At 69.5% G+C, this 15666-nt stretch carries 11 protein-coding genes; all 11 read left to right on the forward strand.

What is annotated here, in order from left to right:
* The first annotated feature begins 300 nt into the window (after positions 1-300).
* The 11 genes from ABNX08_RS08205 to ABNX08_RS08255 all read left to right on the forward strand — a co-directional run bounded on the left by ABNX08_RS08205 (position 301) and on the right by ABNX08_RS08255 (position 15583).
* Entirely contained in the window at positions 301-1305 is a 1005-nt protein-coding gene (locus ABNX08_RS08205) for a GlxA family transcriptional regulator (RefSeq protein WP_022534706.1), read from the forward strand.
* A 126-nt stretch (positions 1306-1431) separates the two neighbouring features.
* Complete coding sequence (locus ABNX08_RS08210; protein WP_022534707.1) at positions 1432-2970, forward strand: mannose-1-phosphate guanylyltransferase/mannose-6-phosphate isomerase; 1539 nt, start codon at positions 1432-1434, stop codon at positions 2968-2970.
* 84 nt (positions 2971-3054) lie between these two features.
* Complete coding sequence (locus ABNX08_RS08215) at positions 3055-4434, forward strand: undecaprenyl-phosphate glucose phosphotransferase (protein ID WP_022534708.1); 1380 nt, start codon at positions 3055-3057, stop codon at positions 4432-4434.
* Positions 4435-4486: 52 nt separating this feature from the next.
* Positions 4487-6718 (forward strand): polysaccharide biosynthesis tyrosine autokinase, encoded by a 2232-nt coding sequence (locus tag ABNX08_RS08220; protein WP_041681359.1) that lies wholly within the window; start codon positions 4487-4489, stop codon positions 6716-6718.
* Between the two features lie 85 nt (positions 6719-6803).
* A complete protein-coding gene (gene gmd, locus ABNX08_RS08225) occupies positions 6804-7922 on the forward strand; it encodes a GDP-mannose 4,6-dehydratase (protein WP_022534710.1) in 1119 nt (372 codons plus the stop codon).
* A 16-nt stretch (positions 7923-7938) separates the two neighbouring features.
* Positions 7939-8883, forward strand: a complete 945-nt coding sequence (locus tag ABNX08_RS08230; RefSeq protein ID WP_022534711.1) for a GDP-L-fucose synthase — start codon at positions 7939-7941, stop codon at positions 8881-8883.
* Between the two features lie 103 nt (positions 8884-8986).
* Positions 8987-10222, forward strand: a complete 1236-nt coding sequence (locus ABNX08_RS08235) for a glycosyltransferase (RefSeq protein ID WP_022534712.1) — start codon at positions 8987-8989, stop codon at positions 10220-10222.
* Positions 10219-11517, forward strand: coding sequence for a glycosyltransferase WbuB (locus ABNX08_RS08240; protein ID WP_022534713.1), 1299 nt, complete (start codon positions 10219-10221; stop codon positions 11515-11517). Before ABNX08_RS08235 ends, ABNX08_RS08240 begins: the two co-directional genes overlap by 4 nt.
* 155 nt (positions 11518-11672) lie before the next feature.
* Positions 11673-12905, forward strand: coding sequence for an acyltransferase (locus ABNX08_RS08245; RefSeq protein ID WP_022534714.1), 1233 nt, complete (start codon positions 11673-11675; stop codon positions 12903-12905).
* Positions 12906-12914: 9 nt separating this feature from the next.
* A complete protein-coding gene (locus ABNX08_RS08250) occupies positions 12915-14333 on the forward strand; it encodes a hypothetical protein (RefSeq protein ID WP_022534715.1) in 1419 nt (472 codons plus the stop codon).
* A complete protein-coding gene (locus ABNX08_RS08255; protein ID WP_022534716.1) occupies positions 14330-15583 on the forward strand; it encodes a glycosyltransferase in 1254 nt (417 codons plus the stop codon). The genes ABNX08_RS08250 and ABNX08_RS08255 overlap by 4 nt, the downstream gene beginning before the upstream one ends.
* Positions 15584-15666 lie beyond the last annotated feature (83 nt).

Genomic DNA, 15666 nt, shown 5'->3' on the forward strand with positions numbered 1-15666 from the left:
TAGTGTTATTTATATCACGTTCGAATTGGTGCGTTTATGTTGCGATGCAACGTAACGACTATATTGGTTTTGAAGGCGCGGCAACGCGGATTATGCGAACCAGGGAGTCGCGTGTTGCATAAATAAAAACCGTTATACAACAGTGGCTTGCAGCAGGTAAGCGAAGGCGCTCAATACCCTTCCGCCAAGACATCGCAAGAATCGGACAGGCTGGAAATAACCGAAATTGTTATGTCTATGGTGCGATGCAATGCAAACGGTTTCGCGCCAGAAGAAAACCAACGAGGTATTGGGGGAATCATGCCGTACGCCCACATCGAGCCACCCGCATCCAGTGTTTATTCCACGACACTCACCACCGACCCATCACGCGCCAGCGCGCGTCGCATTGGCATCCTGCTTTATGAGGGATTTTCCTTATTCGGGGCCGGCCTGGTTGCCGAGCTGTTTCAGACCGCCAACGAGATCGCCGCACCCGCTGGCGGCAGCCGCCGCATTACCTATGACGTGCGCTTCCTGTCGGTCGAAGGCGGCAGCGTGACCTGCTCGGCGGCGGTGCGGGTCTGGACCGACAGCCTCGAGCCGCGCCGACCTGCCGGACTCGACATGCTCTTCATTGCCGGCGGCGAAGGCGCCCGTGCCGCGGCCAGCGACACGCGCCTGCTGTGCTGGCTGCGCGCCGCCTGCTCCACCACCGACAGCGTGCGCCCGATCGCCGAAGGCCGCGCCGTGCTGGCGGCCGCCGGCGTGATCCAGCCCTCCGAACCGCCGCGCCGCTCGCACCTGCCGCTGATGGCATCGAACGACGACACCGAACTGCGCCTGGAATCGATGAAAGGCGCGCTGGCAGTGATCCGGCGCGACCTGGGCGTGGACGTGGCACGCGCGGTAGTCGAACGCGTGCTGCCGGCCTGGACCGACCAGCTGCTGCCGCGCCTGGCCGATGCCGGCCTGACCAGTGCAGCCGACAAGATCCGCGCGGCCGCGCGCTGGCTGCAGCAGAACTGCGAACACGACGTCTCGATTGCCGACGCCGCCGAGGTGGCGACTATGAGCGAGCGCAACTTCCTGCGCCGCTTCAAGCTGGAGATGGGCGCCACCCCTTCCGACTTTCTGCTGCAGGCGCGGCTTGAGACTGCCTGCGGCCTGCTGGCCGAGACCGAGTTGCCGGTCGACAAGGTGGCGCGCCGCTCCGGCATGGGCAACGGCGATCGCCTGGCCAAGATCTTCCGCAAGCGGCTGTCGCTGTCACCGACCGAATTCCGCCAGCGTCACAAGGCATACAAGGCCGCCACCGACAGCTGAGGCCGCGCGCCGCCACGGAGCACCACGTAACCCGATTGCAGTGAAACGTTCCGCGAGGCATCGCGGCGGGCGCAGCTCGCCCGCGCCAGGCCGCGCGCCAGGTTGTCGAGATTGGAGGGCTTGACCATGTTGAAGACGACGCAGGTGGAGACGGGCACGGTGGCGGCCGCGCAGGCCGGCGGCCAGGAAGAGAATGACGGCACCCGTCCGCGGCCGCAGCGGCTGCGGCTGGCGCCGGTGGTGCTGGCCGGCGGCGCCGGCACGCGCCTGTGGCCGCTGTCGCGCGAGCACTATCCCAAGCAGCTGATCGATCTGGTCGGCACCGACTCGCTGCTGCAGGCGACATTGCGCCGCCTGTCCGGCTTCAACGCCCAGCGCGAGGTGGTGCCCGAAGCCATCATCACCTGCGGCGAGGAACACCGCTTCAGCACTGCCGAGCAACTGGCCAAGGCCGGTGTCGAGGCGCGCCTGGTGGTCGAGCCCGCGCGGCGCAATACCGCGCCCGCGCTGACCGTGGCCGCATGGCTGGCGCAGGGCAAGGGAGAAGACGTAATCCTGGTGGTGATGCCGGCCGACCACGCAATCCTGGACGGCGCCGCTTTCCATCACGCGATCGCGCTTGCGGCGGAGCACGCCGAGCGCGGCGCGATAGTAACCCTGGGCGTGCCGCCGACCCGGCCCGAGACCGGCTACGGCTACATCCGGCTGGGCGAGGCGCTGGGCGATGGCGCCCACGGTATCGCGCGCTTTGTCGAGAAGCCGGCGCTGGAACTGGCGGCGCAGTATGTGCAGAGCGGCCAGTACTGGTGGAACAGCGGCATCTTCGTGGTCCGCGCCACGGTCTGGCTGCAGGCGCTGCAGGCGCTGCAGCCTGCGATCTACGAGGCCTGCATGGCCGCCGTGATCGGCGGCAAGCTGCAGCCGCCTTACTTCCGCCCGGACGGCAAGTCGTTCCTGCAGTGCCCCTCGGATTCGATCGACTACGCGGTGATGGAGCGCCTCGACCAGCCTGACGCGCCCTGTCACGGGGTAGTGGTGCCGCTGACCGCCGGCTGGTCGGACCTGGGTTCGTGGGAGGCGGTATGGGATGCCACCGAGAAAGACGTCGACGGCAACGCGGCCCGCGGGCGCGTGATGTTTGAAGGCGCCAGCGCCAGCTATGCCTACTCTGACGGGCGCCTGGTGGCCTGCGTTGGCACCAGCAACATTGTCGTGGTCGAGACCGCCGACGCGGTGCTGGTGGCCGAGCGCTCGCACGTGCAGGACGTCAAGAGCCTGGTCGAGCGGATCAAGGCGCAACGCGCGCCGGAGGCAGAGGACCACCGCAAGGTGCGCCGCCCGTGGGGCTTTTATGACTCGATCGACCACGGCGAGCGCTTCCAGGTCAAGCGCATCGTGGTGGCGCCCGGCGCGCGGCTATCGCTGCAGCTTCACCACCACCGCGCCGAGCACTGGGTCGTGGTCAGCGGCACCGCGCGCGTCACGCGCGGCGACGAGAGCTTCCTGCTGGCCGAGAACCAGTCCGCCTATATCCCGCTGGGTGTGGCGCACCGGCTGGAGAACCCCGGCAAGCTGCCGCTGGAAATCATCGAGATCCAGTCCGGCGGCTACCTGGGCGAAGACGACATCGTGCGCATGGACGACAACTACGGGCGCTGCGGATAGGCGCAGAAACGCGGCGGCGGCCAGAAAGGAGCGGGCACGCCGCGCAGTGGGCAGGTTTGGGCAGACGGGGCAGGAGGACGGGAAATGGTCAAGCTTGAAGGATTGCTGGCGCGCATGCTTGATGTGGCGCTGGTGCTGGCCGGTGCGCTGCTGGCGGCACAGTTTCGCTTTGACGCGATCGGGCAGGGCGCCCTGTTCGAGCTTTTCATCGCCCTATCGGCGGCGTCCACGCTGGCGCTGTTCCCGGCCTTCGGCATCTATGAGTCATGGCGCGGGCGCTCCAAGCTGGGGCTGGCCGGGCAGGTGGCGCTTGCCTGGCTGCTGGTTCAGCTCTTTGGCGTGATGGTGATGTTCTCAGTGCACCGGCTCGACCTGGTGTCGCGGCTGTGGTTTGCCTACTGGACCGCCAGTACCGGCGCGCTGATGATCGTGTCGCGGTTGCTCGCCCATATGGTGCTGGGCCATATGCGCAGCGCCGGCATGAACCTGCACCAGGTGGCGGTGGTCGGCAGCGGCGCGCATTGCAATGCTGTGATCCGGCGCGTGGCCGCGTCGCCGGCCTCGGGCTTCCGCGTGGCGGCGGCGTTCAACGTGATGCCGGGTGCCGGCGGCTTGAATGCGCGCGTGCCGATCTTTGAGGACCGCGCGGCCTTTGCCCACTACGTGCGCACGCAGAAGATCCATGAGCTGTGGCTGGCGCTGCCGCTGTCGCAGGAACGCGAGATCCTGGAGTTCGTCGCGGCCTTCCGTGATGAGCTGATCAATATCCGCTTCGTGCCGGACCTGCGCACGGTGGCGCTGTTCGATGGCGGGATGATCGACCTGATCGGCATGCATGCGATCAACCTGGCAGCGTCGCCGCTGTCGCCCACCGCGCTGGCGCAGAAGGAGATCTTCGACCGGTTCTTCGCCGCGGCGGCGCTGCTCGGGCTGGCACCGCTGCTGGCGGCGATCGCGATCGCGGTCAAGCTGTCGTCGCGCGGACCGGTCCTGTTCACGCAGTTGCGCAAGGGCGCGGACGGGCGCGTATTCCGCATCTACAAGTTCCGCTCGATGCGCGTGCACACCGAGCACGCCGGGAAACTGACGCAGGTCACGCGCGGCGATCCGCGCGTCACCCGCGTCGGCGCCTTCCTGCGCCGCACCAGCCTGGACGAGCTGCCGCAGTTCTTCAACGTGCTGCGCGGCGACATGTCTGTCGTCGGCCCGCGCCCGCACGCACTGGAGCACGACGACCACTACGGCAAGCTGGTATTCGGCTATATCCAGCGCTACCGCATCAAGCCCGGCATTACCGGCTGGGCGCAGGTGAACGGCTACCGCGGCGAGACCGATCGCATCGAGAAGATGGAGGGCCGCATCGCCTACGACCTGTACTACCTCGTCAACTGGTCCTTCTGGCTGGACATGCGGATCATCGCGGCCACTGTCTTCAAGGGCCTGTTCCACAGCAACGCGTATTGAACCGAGGGCATTCGCCAGCGCCGCGCGCGGGCGGAAAGGGATGCGTGACACCATGCCAAACCTGCTAGAGACCCAGTATGTCGAGGCGCCGGCGGCGCCCGAGCTGCGGCTGTCCGACTACTTGGTCACGGTGCTGGAGAACTGGCGCATGATCGGCGCGATCACGCTGCTGGCGCTGGCCGGCGGTTCGATCTACGCGATGATCGCCAAGCCGGTGTATCGCGCCGACGCGCTGATCCAGGTGGAAGACAGCAAGGGCGACGCCAACGCTAACAACCAGAACTCGCTGCAGTCGCTGTCGTCGATCTTCGATTCCAAGTCTTCCACGGCCGCCGAGATCGAGCTGATCCGCTCGCGCCTGGTGGTGGAAGACGCGGTGCGCACGCTGCACCTGGATATCGGGGCGCGACCGCGCTACCTGCCCGTGATCGGCGGCTGGCTGGCAGGCCGTTACACCGGCAAGACCCCCGCGCCGCCGCGCTTCGGGCTGCCGCAGTACGCGTGGGGCGGCGAGTCGATCAAGATGTCGCTGTTCGAAACCCCGGCCAAGTACTACAAGAAGCCGTTCGTGCTGACCGTCGAGGACGAGCGCACCTACAGCCTGCGCGATCCCGATGGCGCGCTCGTGCTCAACGGCCGCGTCGGCGAAGAGACCGGCGGGGCCAGCACGCTGGGCCCGGTACGCGTGCGCATCGACCACCTGGTCGGGCGGCCGGACACGCAGTTCGAGCTGACGCGCGCGTCCACCCTGGCTACGGTGGAGTCGGTGCAGCGCGCGCTGGCGGTGGGCGAGACCACGCTGCAGTCTGGCATCATCCGCGCCAGCCTGGAAGGCCCCGACAGCAAGCTGACCGCCGAGATCGTCAACACCGTCGCGCGCCAGTTCGTGCAGCAGGACATCGGGCGGCGTTCGGCCGAGGCCGAGCACACGCTGGCTTTCCTTGAGCAGCAGCTGCCGGTGCTGCGCAAGGAACTGGACCAGGCCGAGGAGCGCTACAACTCGTTCCGCAACAAGCTGGGCACCGTCAACCTGGGCGAGGAAAGCCGCCTGCTGCTGCAGCAGATCGTCGACAACAAGAACCGGCTGCTGACCATGGAGGCGCAGCTTGCCGAATACAACACGCGCTACACGGAGAACAATCCGGCGGTGGTGTCGCTCAAGGCGCAGATCGCCACGCTGACCGCGCAGCAGAACGCCCTGCGGCGCAGCGTCTCGCTGCTGCCCGATACCGAGCAGACCGCGCTGCGGCTGATGCGCGACGTGCGCGTCGATACCGAGCTCTACACCAGCCTGCTCAACAACGCGCAGCAGCTGCGCGTGGTCAAGGCGGGCCAGGTCGGCAGCGTGCGCGTGGTCGACTTTGCCGCGCCCGCCGACGAGCCGGTGCGCCCGCAGCGGGCCATGCTGGTGTTGATCAGCGCGGGGCTGGGGATGCTCGCGGCGATCTTGCTGGCGCTGCTGAAGAAGGCGCTGTACGGCGGCATGGAGCACCCCGAGGACATCGAGCGCCTGACCGGCGTGCCGGTGTGCGCGGTGGTGCCGCGCAGCCGCATGCAACTGCGCCTGCAGCGCGAGTTGAGCCACGGCCGCGTCGGCCGCGGCCCTCGCCTGCTGGCGGCGCGCGCGCCGGACGACGTCGCTGTGGAGGGCGTGCGCGGCCTGCGCACCACGCTGCAGTACGCGCTGCGCGACGCCAGCAACAACGTGGTGATGCTGACCGGTTCGCGCCAGGACGCGGGCAAGTCCTTCCTGTCGGTCAACCTGGCCGCGCTGGTGGCGGCGGGGCAGCGGCGCGTGCTGATGATCGACGCCGACATGCGCCGCGGCGCGGTCCATGCGCACTTCGGCCTGCGCCACCAGCCCGGCCTGGCCGATGCGCTGATGGGCGAGAATTTCGATGCCGTGGTGACGCGCGACGTGCTGCCGGGGCTAGACGTGATGCCACGCGGCACGGTGCCGCCGGACCCGGCCGAGCTGCTGATGAGCGAGCGCTTCCGCATGTTGCTCGACCATTTTTCGCACCGCTACGACATGGTGATCATCGACACCCCGCCGGTGCTCGAGGTCACCGACGCCACGCTGCTGGGACGCTACGCCGGCATCACGCTGCTGGTGGTGCGCCACGGCCGCCACCCCCCCGGCGAGATCGGCGAGACCGTGCGGCGGCTCGCCAGCGGCGGCGTGGCGCTGCGCGGCGTGCTGCTGACCGATGTGCCCAAGCCGCCGCTGCGGCTGGGCACCGGCTACTCCGGCTACTACACCAGCGTCGAGGGCATCAAATGAGACGGCGACCGCCGCCGCGCATAGCGCCCATCAGGCATCAGGCATCAGTCATAAAAGGCAATCCACCACGGCAGGGAGAACGGGAATGAAACGCAAGGTCGCACTGATCACTGGCATCACCGGGCAGGATGGCTCCTACCTGGCTGAATCGCTGCTTGACAAGGGGTACGAGGTGCACGGCATCAAGCGCCGCACGTCGCTGTTCAACACGGACCGCATCGACCACCTCTACCGCGAGCGGCATGAGCAGGACCTGCGCTTCTTCCTGCACTACGGCGATCTCACCGACGCCACCAGCGTGCTGCGTGTGATCCAGCGCGTGGAGCCGGACGAGATCTACAACCTGGCCGCGCAGAGCCACGTGGCGGTGTCGTTCGAAGAGCCGGAGTACACCGCCAACGCCGACGGCCTGGGCGCGCTGCGCATCCTGGAGGCGATCCGCATCCTCGGCATGGAACGCAAGACGCGCTTCTACCAGGCTTCTACCTCCGAGCTGTACGGGCTGGTGCAGGAGGTGCCGCAGAAAGAGACCACGCCGTTCTACCCGCGCAGCCCGTACGCGGTGGCCAAGCTCTACGCCTACTGGATCACCGTCAACTACCGCGAGGCCTACGGCATCTACGCCTGCAACGGCATCCTCTTCAACCATGAATCGCCGGTGCGCGGCGAGACCTTCGTCACGCGCAAGATCACCCGCGCCATCGCCCGCATCGCGGTCGGGCTGCAGGACGAGCTTTACCTGGGCAACCTGTCGTCGCTGCGCGACTGGGGCCACGCGCGCGATTACGTGGAGATGCAGTGGCTGATGCTGCAGCAGGAGCAGCCCGAGGACTTCGTCATTGCCACCGGCGAGCAGTACAGCGTGCGCGAGTTCGTGCAGTACGCCGCCGCCGAGCTGGGCGTGACCATCCGCTTCGAGGGCGAGGGCGTCGACGAGGTCGGCATTGTCGAACGGGTGCATGGCAAGGAAACCAGGCTGACGCCGGGCAAGGTGATCGTGCGCGTCGATCCGACGTATTTCCGCCCGACGGAAGTCGAGACGCTGCTGGGCGATCCCACCCGCGCGCGCGAAAGGCTGGGCTGGAAGCCGACCACGCCGTTCTCGTCGCTGGTCAAGGAGATGGTGCGCGCCGACTTCCAGATCGCGCGGCGCGACGCGCTGGTCACGCTGGCTGGCTTCAAGACGCTGGAACACCACGAGTGAAGGAGCGGCGCTCACCATGGACAAGCAGACAAGGATTTACGTCGCGGGCCATCGCGGCATGGTGGGTTCGGCACTGGTGCGCCAGCTGCGCGCGGCGGGCTACGAGCGCCTGCTGACGCCGGCGCGCGACCAGCTGGACCTGACCGACCAGGCCGCGGTGCGCCGCTTCTTCGCGCGGCAGCAGGTGGACGTGGTGCTGCTGGCGGCGGCGCGCGTGGGTGGCATCGTCGCCAACGCGATGCGCCCGGCTTCCTTCCTCTACGAGAACCTGGCGATCGAGACCAACGTGATCCAGGCCGCGTTCGAGGGCGGCGTGCAGCGGCTGGTGTTCTTCGGCTCGTCCTGCATCTATCCGCGCGACTGCGCCCAGCCGATCCGCGAGGACTACCTGCTGGGCGGGCCGCTGGAGCCGACCAACGAGGCCTACGCCATCGCCAAGATTGCTGGGATGAAGCTGTGCGAGGCCTGCAACCGGCAATACGGCACGCGCTACCTGTCGGTGATGCCGACCAACCTGTACGGGCCCAACGACAACTACGACCTGACCAGCAGCCACGTGCTGCCGGCGCTGATCCGCAAGGCGCATACCGCCGTCAGCGAGCGCGCCGGCACGATGACGGTGTGGGGCACCGGCACGCCGCGGCGCGAATTCCTGCACGTCGACGACCTGGCCGCGGCCACGCTGTTCCTGCTGCAACAGGACGTGGATGGCGGCGTGTTCAACGTCGGCACCGGCACGGACATCCCGATCGGCGAGCTGGCCGCCATGGTGTGCCGCGTCGCGGGATTTGACGGCGAACTGGTGTTCGACACCAGCAAGCCCGACGGCACGCCGCGCAAGCTGCTCGACGTATCGCGGCTGGTCGGCATGGGCTGGCAGGCGTCGATCGGGCTGGAAGCGGGCCTGGCGCGTACCTGGCACGAGTTCGCGGCGGCACAGCAGGCAAGCGCGATGGCGTGACCGGCGCGATCAGGCAACAGGGAACAGGCAACAGGGAACAGGCAACCGGCAACAGAAAAAAGGCAAGACACAACAGGCAGTACGAAACCAGGGGGTAGTCGTCATGTCAGGCTCAGTCACCATCTTCCACAACGTCGTCTGGTCGCGCCACAAGGGCCAGGTCTTCTCGGCGCTGCACCAGCTGCACGGGCAGGGGCCGATCCGCTATACCGTCGTGCAGATCGCCGAGACCGAGCACATGCGGCTCGGGTTTTCCGAGGTCGACTACAGCGCGCACCAATACCCGATGCGCCAGCTCTTCAAGGGCTGCTACGAGGACGTGCCGCGCTGGAAGATGACGTTGCGGCTGGTGGGCGAGGTGCTGCGCTCGGACAGCCGGGTGGTGGTGCTGCCGGGCTACCACCTGCCGGAATTCTGGGCGATGCTGTTCGCCTGCATCGTCACCGGCAAGCGGCGCGCGGTGTTCTGCGATTCCACTGGCCGCGACCGCCCGCGGCGCTTGCTGACCTCGCTGCCCAAGCGGCTGTTCTTCGCGCTGTGCCAGGGCTACTTCGGCTTTGGTGAGCGCAGCCGCGAATACCTGGAGTCGCTCGGCGCGCGGCGCGAGCGCATCTTCATCCCCTGCCAGGCGGCAGCGCTGCCGGCCGGCTACACGCCCGAGCAGGCGCTGGCACGGCGGATGCTGGCGCGTGCGCCGAAGGCGACTACGCCAGACGCCCCGGCGCCAGAGCCGCAGACGCCGGTGTTCCTCTATGTGGGGCGGCTGTCGGAAGGGAAGGGGCTGGACACCCTGCTCGAAGCCTTTGCCGGCCTGCTGCCGGCCATGCCGGCCGCCACGCTGCGGCTGGCGGGCAGCGGCCCGATGGCCGAGCGCCTGCCCGAGCGCATCGACGCGCTCGGGCTCGACGGCGCCGTGATGCTGCTGGGCAGCGTCAACGGCGCGGCGCTCGAGGCCGAATACGACCGTGCCACCTGCCTGGTGCTGCCGAGCTACAGCGAGCCCTGGGGCCTGGTGGTCAACGAAGCGCTGGCGCACGGCTGCCCGGCGGTGGTCAGCGATAACTGCGGCTGCGTGCCGGAGCTGGTGCGCGAGGGCGAGACCGGCCTGGCGGTGCCGGCGCGTGACGCGGCAGCGCTGCAGGCCGCGCTGGGCAAGGCCGTGCACCTGTTCGCCGATACCCGCGCCACCGCGCAGCGCTGCATCGACCTGATCGGCCGCTTCGATCCCGCGGCGGCCGCCACCCATATCGACCGCGGCTGCGCCAGCCTGCTGCGCGGCAAGGCGCGTACCGCGCCGCATCCCGTCGCCGAAGCCGAAGTCCACCGGAGCAGTCGATGAAAATCCTTATCTGCGGGCAGAACTACGCGCCCGAACTGACCGGCACCGGCAAGTACACCGCCGAGATGGCCGAGGCCCTGGCTGCCGCCGGGCACGAGGTACGGGTGGTGTGCGGCCCCCCGTACTACCCGGCGTGGCGGGTGGAGGACGGCTACTCGGCCTGGCGCTACCGCCGCGAGCAGCGCGCCGGCGTACGCGTGCAGCGCGTGCCGCTGTGGGTGCCGCGGCGCCCGGGCGGGCTCAATCGCCTGCTGCACCTGGGCAGTTTTGCGCTGGCGGCGCTGCCCGCGCTGCTGGGGCAGTGCTGGTGGCGACCGGACGTGGTGATGGTGATCGCGCCGGGGCTGATGAGCGCGCCCGGTGGCTGGCTGCTGGCGCGGCTGACCGGCGCGGCAGCCTGGCTGCACCTGCAGGACTACGAGGTCGATGCCGCCTTCGAACTCGGCCTGCTGCGCGGCGCCCGCGCGCGCCGTGCGGCGCTGGGGGTGGAGCGCGCGCTGCTGCGCAGCTTCGATGTGGTCTCGACCATCTCCGAGAAGATGACGCAGGCCGCCGTGCGCAAGGGCGTGGCGCCGGCGCGCGTGGTGCTGCTACCGAACTGGGTCGATGCCGACGCGATCCACCCGCTCGACCGGCCCAGCGCGTATCGCGAAGCGCTCGGCATCGCGCCGCACCAGAAGGTGGTGCTGTACGCCGGCAACATGGGTGCCAAGCAAGGCCTGGACGTGTTGATGTGCGCGGCGGCGGCGCTGGCCGGCCAGCCCGACATCGTGTTCGTGTTCTGCGGCAATGGCCCGGCCCGCGCCGAGCTGGAGCTGCACTGCGCCGGCCTGGAAAACTGCCGCTTCCTGCCGCTGCAGCCGACCGAACGCCTCAATGAACTGCTGAACCTGGCGGACATCCACGTGCTGCCGCAGCGCGGCGGTGCCGCCGACCTGGTGATGCCGTCCAAGCTGACCGGCATGCTGGCCAGCGGGCGCGCCATCGTGGCCATGGCCGAGGGCGGGACCGAGCTGTTCGCCGCGCTCGGCGGCCGCGGCCTGGCCGTGCCGCCGGAGGACGCCGAGGCGCTGGCGCACGCCATCCGCCGGCTCGCGGGCGATGCCGCGCAACGCGCCGAACTCGGCGCCGCCGCGCGCGCTTACGCAGTCAGCACGCTGGCCGCGCCGGTGGTGCTGGGGCGGCTCGAAGCGCGGCTGCGCGCGCTTGTCGCAGGCGGAACGGCTGCCGAGGCGGAACCCGTGCCCCGCGCCGAACTGCCGCCCGCCGCGCTGCGGGCCGAGGAGGCGGAGTAAGCCATGGCCAAGTCCAAGTCCAAGTCCAAGCTACGCCCGCGCGCCGAACGCCGCCGCCACCGCTGTCCGGGGGGATGCGAGCCCTATAAGCCATGGCCCCGCTGCCTGCGCCGTGCGCCGGCCGGTTGCCTGTTTTCCACCGGAGGAGAGCACTCATGCCAGCCATCGAGCCGGCCGCGCCGCGTGCGCCCCGCCTGACGCCGGCCGCCGGACGCGCCCCGCGCGCCGTGCCGGCCGGCACGGCGCACGGCGGCAACCTGCCGGCGCTGACCAGCATCCGCTTCCTGGCCGCGCTGACGGTGGTGCTGTGCCACTTCAGCCAGATCGGGCTGCTGGCGGTGCCGGCGTGGTTCGTCGCCGCGGCCGACGGCGGGCGCCCGGCGGTGTCGCTGTTCTTTGTGCTGTCGGGCTTTGTGCTCGCCTACAACTATCGCGACAAGCTTGGCGGCAACGGCGTGCGCGCCTTCTATGCGGCCCGCGTCGCGCGCATCTGGCCGGTGCTGCTGCTGTCGCTGCTGCCGGCGCTGGCGGTGACGGCATGGCTGCTGCACGCAGGCGATGCCACGCTGCTGCGCGAGTGGTACGGGCTGGCGCGGCCGGACCTGCCGATGCTGGCGGCAAGCCTGCTGTGCCAGGTGCTGGCGCTGACCGCGTGGCTGCCGTTCGCCGGGCTGAACCAGCCCTGGAACGGGCCGGCGTGGAGCATCTCCTGCGAGGCCTTCTTCTATGCCTTGTTCCCGGCGCTGCTGGCCTGGGCCGCCGCGCGCGGGAGCCTGGCGCTGCTGCGCTGGTGCGCGCTGCTGTGGCTGCTGCAGGGCGCATGGATCGCGCTGGTCGATGCCGCCACGCCGCCGTCGCGCTCGGGTTTCCTGATCGCGCAGTTCCCGCTGACGCACCTGTTCGAGTTCGTGCTGGGCGTGTGCGCGGCGCAATGGCATGCGCGCATGCCGCTCGCCGCCGCCGCGCGCCACCGCTTTGGCATCGTGCTGACGGGTGTCTCAGTGGCGATTCTCGCCGCGCTGGCGTTCTCGTCGCCGGGGCGCTGGCCGGCCTTCTATCTGCAGGCGCCGGCGTTCGGCGCGCTGATCCTCGGGCTTGCGCTGCTGCAGCGGCCCGTGCTCGGCCTGCTGCACCGGCGCTGGCTGGTGGTGCTAGGCGAGGCCAGCTTCTCGCTGTACCTGCTGCATGTGCCGCTGGGCCGCCTGGCGTGGCTGGCCGGCTGGCCGCGCGCGTACGGGTGGCTGGCGCTGGCTGCCGCGGTGGCGCTGAGCGTGCTGGTCTTCCGCGCTTATGAAGATCCGATGCGCAGCTGGCTGCGGCGGCGCCTGGCACCGGCCGTGCCGGCGCCGGCGGGCGCGGCGCTGCCGGCCAGCGCGGTACGGGGCTAGGAGGCGACCATGCGCAACCGCTTCACCACCATCTGGATCTGGCTGGCGCTGTGCCCGCTGGCGGTCGATTTCAAGAGCGTCGACGAGAACGGCAGCCGCATCACGCAGATCCTGCTGACGCTGCCGGCCATCGCCGCCACCGTCGTGCTGGCCATGATCGCGCCGCGCTTTGCCGGCGGCAGCCAGCTGCGCACGGCGATCACCATCGCGCTGATGCTGACGGTGCCCGGCAGCCTGGTGCCGCAGCTGCTGCAGGGCAATGACTTCGGCAATTACCTGCGCGTGCTGCTGCCGTTCATGCTGACGCTGTTCGGCTTCCTGGCTGCCTGCCGCCCATGGCAGCAGGACCGGCTCGTGCAGATCGAAAAAGCCATGTTCACCGGCATGGTGATTTCGCTGCTGTTCAGCTTTGCCTACGGTATGGCCATCGGCGGCGGGCTGGAGACGGTGCGCTTCCGCATTGTCTCGGTGGTGTTCCTGGCGCTGCAGGGGCTGCTGCTGCACGAGTTCGTGATCGCGCGGCGCTTTTCGAAGCTGACCGTGCTGCTGTTCCTGCTGTCGGTGGCGATCGAGCTGCTGAGCGTGACGCGCAGCCTGCTGGTCGGCACCGCCATGCTGTTCTGCCTGGCGACGTGGCTGGGCGCGCCGTCGCTGCGCCAGCTGCTCAAGTCGGTGGCGCGCGCGCTGGTGATTACGGTGGCGCTGATCGGCGGCACCGTGGTGATCGGCTCGGCGCTGTTCCCCAGCGTGGCCGCGCACTGGGAGCAACGCATCTCGGCCGCCAAGGCAACGGCATCGGGCATCGATCCCACCACCGCGACGCGGCTGGCGGAAATCAAGGACCAGCTCGACCAGGTCACCGCCAGCACGGTCTCGTTGCTGCTGGGCAAGGGCTTCGGCCACAACTACCGCTACTCGCCCGACTACCTTACGGCGCTGTCGGGACAGATGAGCGAGAAGGAGTTCTACGCCATCAACGAATGGGCCGCGGGCCACAACTTCTGGGTCTACCAGCTCTTTGCCGGCGGGCTGATGTTCGGCCTGGCGCTGCCGTTCGCGGTGTTGTTCGCGCTGTGGCGCGGCGCATTGATCTACCGGCGCTGGCGCCGCGATGCGCCGGCCGCGCCTTACCTGCCGGTGCTGGGGCGCGCGCTGATGGTGCTGGCGGCGCTGCCGGCCACGTCGATCGGCGGCAACCCGCTGGGCCCGCGCTATGCCGGGCTGCTGTACGGCGTGGCGCTGGGGCTGCTGGTGGGTTCGTGCATGCGCCTGCAGCGCCTGACGATCCGCCGGGTGTTGCCGGCTGCTACGCGTCCGCCGGTCACTCGGCCGGGCGCACCGCAGCCGCCACGGCTGCCGGTCTTGTCTCCTGCCCGCGCGTCCGCCCCGGCGGCGCCGCGGCTCACCCTGCAAGGATCCCGCGCATGAAGATCCTGCAACTGCTGCCATCGCTCGATCCCCGCCAGGGCGGGCCCGCCGAGTGCGTGCGCCAGAGCGCCGTCGCGCTGGCCGCGCAGGGCCATCGGGTCGAGGTGCTGACGCTCGATGCACCCGATGCGCCGTGGCTGCGCGACGCCGGCCTGCCGGTGCATGCGCTCGGGCCCGCGCGCGGCGGCTACCGCTACTGCCCGGCGCTGCTGCCGTGGCTGCGCGAACACGCGCAGGGCTTTGACGCGGTCATCGTCAACGGGCTGTGGCAGCACCACGGTTTTGCTGCCTGGCAGGCGCTGCGCGACAGCGGCGTGCCGTATTTCGTGTTCCCGCACGGCATGCTCGACCCGTGGTTCCGTCGCGCTTACCCGCTCAAGCACCTGAAGAAGTGGCTGTACTGGCCCTGGGCGGAATACCGCGTGCTGCGCGACGCGCGCGCGGTGCTGTTCACCGCGGAAGAAGAACGCCGGCGCGCACGCGAATCCTTCTGGCTGTATCGCGCCAACGAACGCGTGGTCAGCTTCGGCACCAGCGCGCCGCCGCCGGCGCATGCGGCCGACGGCGGCAGCCTGGCCGAGCGCTTCCTGGCCGCCCATCCCGCGCTCCGCGGCAAGCGCCTGGTGCTGTTCCTCGGTCGCATCCACCCGAAAAAAGGCTGCGACCTGCTGATCGAGGCCTTCGCGCGGGAAGCCGCGCAGGTGCCCGCCGCGCACCTCGTGATCGCCGGGCCTGACAGCGCCGGCTGGGGCAGCGCGCTGCGCGAACTGGCCGCCGCGCGCGGAATCGCGGACCGCATCAGCTGGCCCGGCATGTTGCGCGACGAGATGAAGTGGGGCGCGTTCCGCGCCAGCGAAGTGTTCGCGCTGTCGTCGCACCAGGAAAACTTTGGCATCGCTGTCGCCGAGGCGCTGGGCTGCGGGCTGCCGGGCCTGCTGTCGACGGAGGTGAACATCTGGCGCGAAGTGGTGCAGGGCGGCGCGGGCATGGGCGCGGCGGACACCGTCGACGGCACGGCCGGGATGCTGCGCGGCTGGTTCGCGCTGACGCCGGCCGAGCGTGCGCGTATGCGCGCGCGTGCGCAGGCGGTATTTGCGCGGCACTTCACCGTGGAAGCGATGGCGGCGGATCTGCTGCGCGTGGTGCAGGAGGGCGCCGCGCACGCGGCAGGCGCCCAGGGCAGCGGCATGCCGCGTCCGGCCGGACTGGCGACAAGCCTGCTGGCGCAAGGGGTCGAAGAAAAACGGTAAGGGGGCTGGCGCAGGAACCTGATGGACTGGACGGGGGCTCGCGCACGCCCGCTTTTGGGGGTGCAGGACGGCAAGGGCAAATG

It is taken from the genome of Cupriavidus sp. DF5525, from assembly GCF_040149425.2.
Lineage (GTDB): Bacteria > Pseudomonadota > Gammaproteobacteria > Burkholderiales > Burkholderiaceae > Cupriavidus > Cupriavidus pickettii_A.

What these genes read in the sequence shown, in the direction of transcription:
- ABNX08_RS08205 (WP_022534706.1), top strand. Translation starts at nt 301, where the DNA reads ATGCCGTACGCCCACATCGAGCCACCCGCATCCAGTGTTTATTCCACG.
- ABNX08_RS08210 (WP_022534707.1), top strand. Translation starts at nt 1,432, where the DNA reads ATGTTGAAGACGACGCAGGTGGAGACGGGCACGGTGGCGGCCGCGCAG.
- ABNX08_RS08215 (WP_022534708.1), top strand. Translation starts at nt 3,055, where the DNA reads ATGGTCAAGCTTGAAGGATTGCTGGCGCGCATGCTTGATGTGGCGCTG.
- ABNX08_RS08220 (WP_041681359.1), top strand. Translation starts at nt 4,487, where the DNA reads ATGCCAAACCTGCTAGAGACCCAGTATGTCGAGGCGCCGGCGGCGCCC.
- gmd (WP_022534710.1), top strand. Translation starts at nt 6,804, where the DNA reads ATGAAACGCAAGGTCGCACTGATCACTGGCATCACCGGGCAGGATGGC.
- ABNX08_RS08230 (WP_022534711.1), top strand. Translation starts at nt 7,939, where the DNA reads ATGGACAAGCAGACAAGGATTTACGTCGCGGGCCATCGCGGCATGGTG.
- ABNX08_RS08235 (WP_022534712.1), top strand. Translation starts at nt 8,987, where the DNA reads ATGTCAGGCTCAGTCACCATCTTCCACAACGTCGTCTGGTCGCGCCAC.
- ABNX08_RS08240 (WP_022534713.1), top strand. Translation starts at nt 10,219, where the DNA reads ATGAAAATCCTTATCTGCGGGCAGAACTACGCGCCCGAACTGACCGGC.
- ABNX08_RS08245 (WP_022534714.1), top strand. Translation starts at nt 11,673, where the DNA reads ATGCCAGCCATCGAGCCGGCCGCGCCGCGTGCGCCCCGCCTGACGCCG.
- ABNX08_RS08250 (WP_022534715.1), top strand. Translation starts at nt 12,915, where the DNA reads ATGCGCAACCGCTTCACCACCATCTGGATCTGGCTGGCGCTGTGCCCG.
- ABNX08_RS08255 (WP_022534716.1), top strand. Translation starts at nt 14,330, where the DNA reads ATGAAGATCCTGCAACTGCTGCCATCGCTCGATCCCCGCCAGGGCGGG.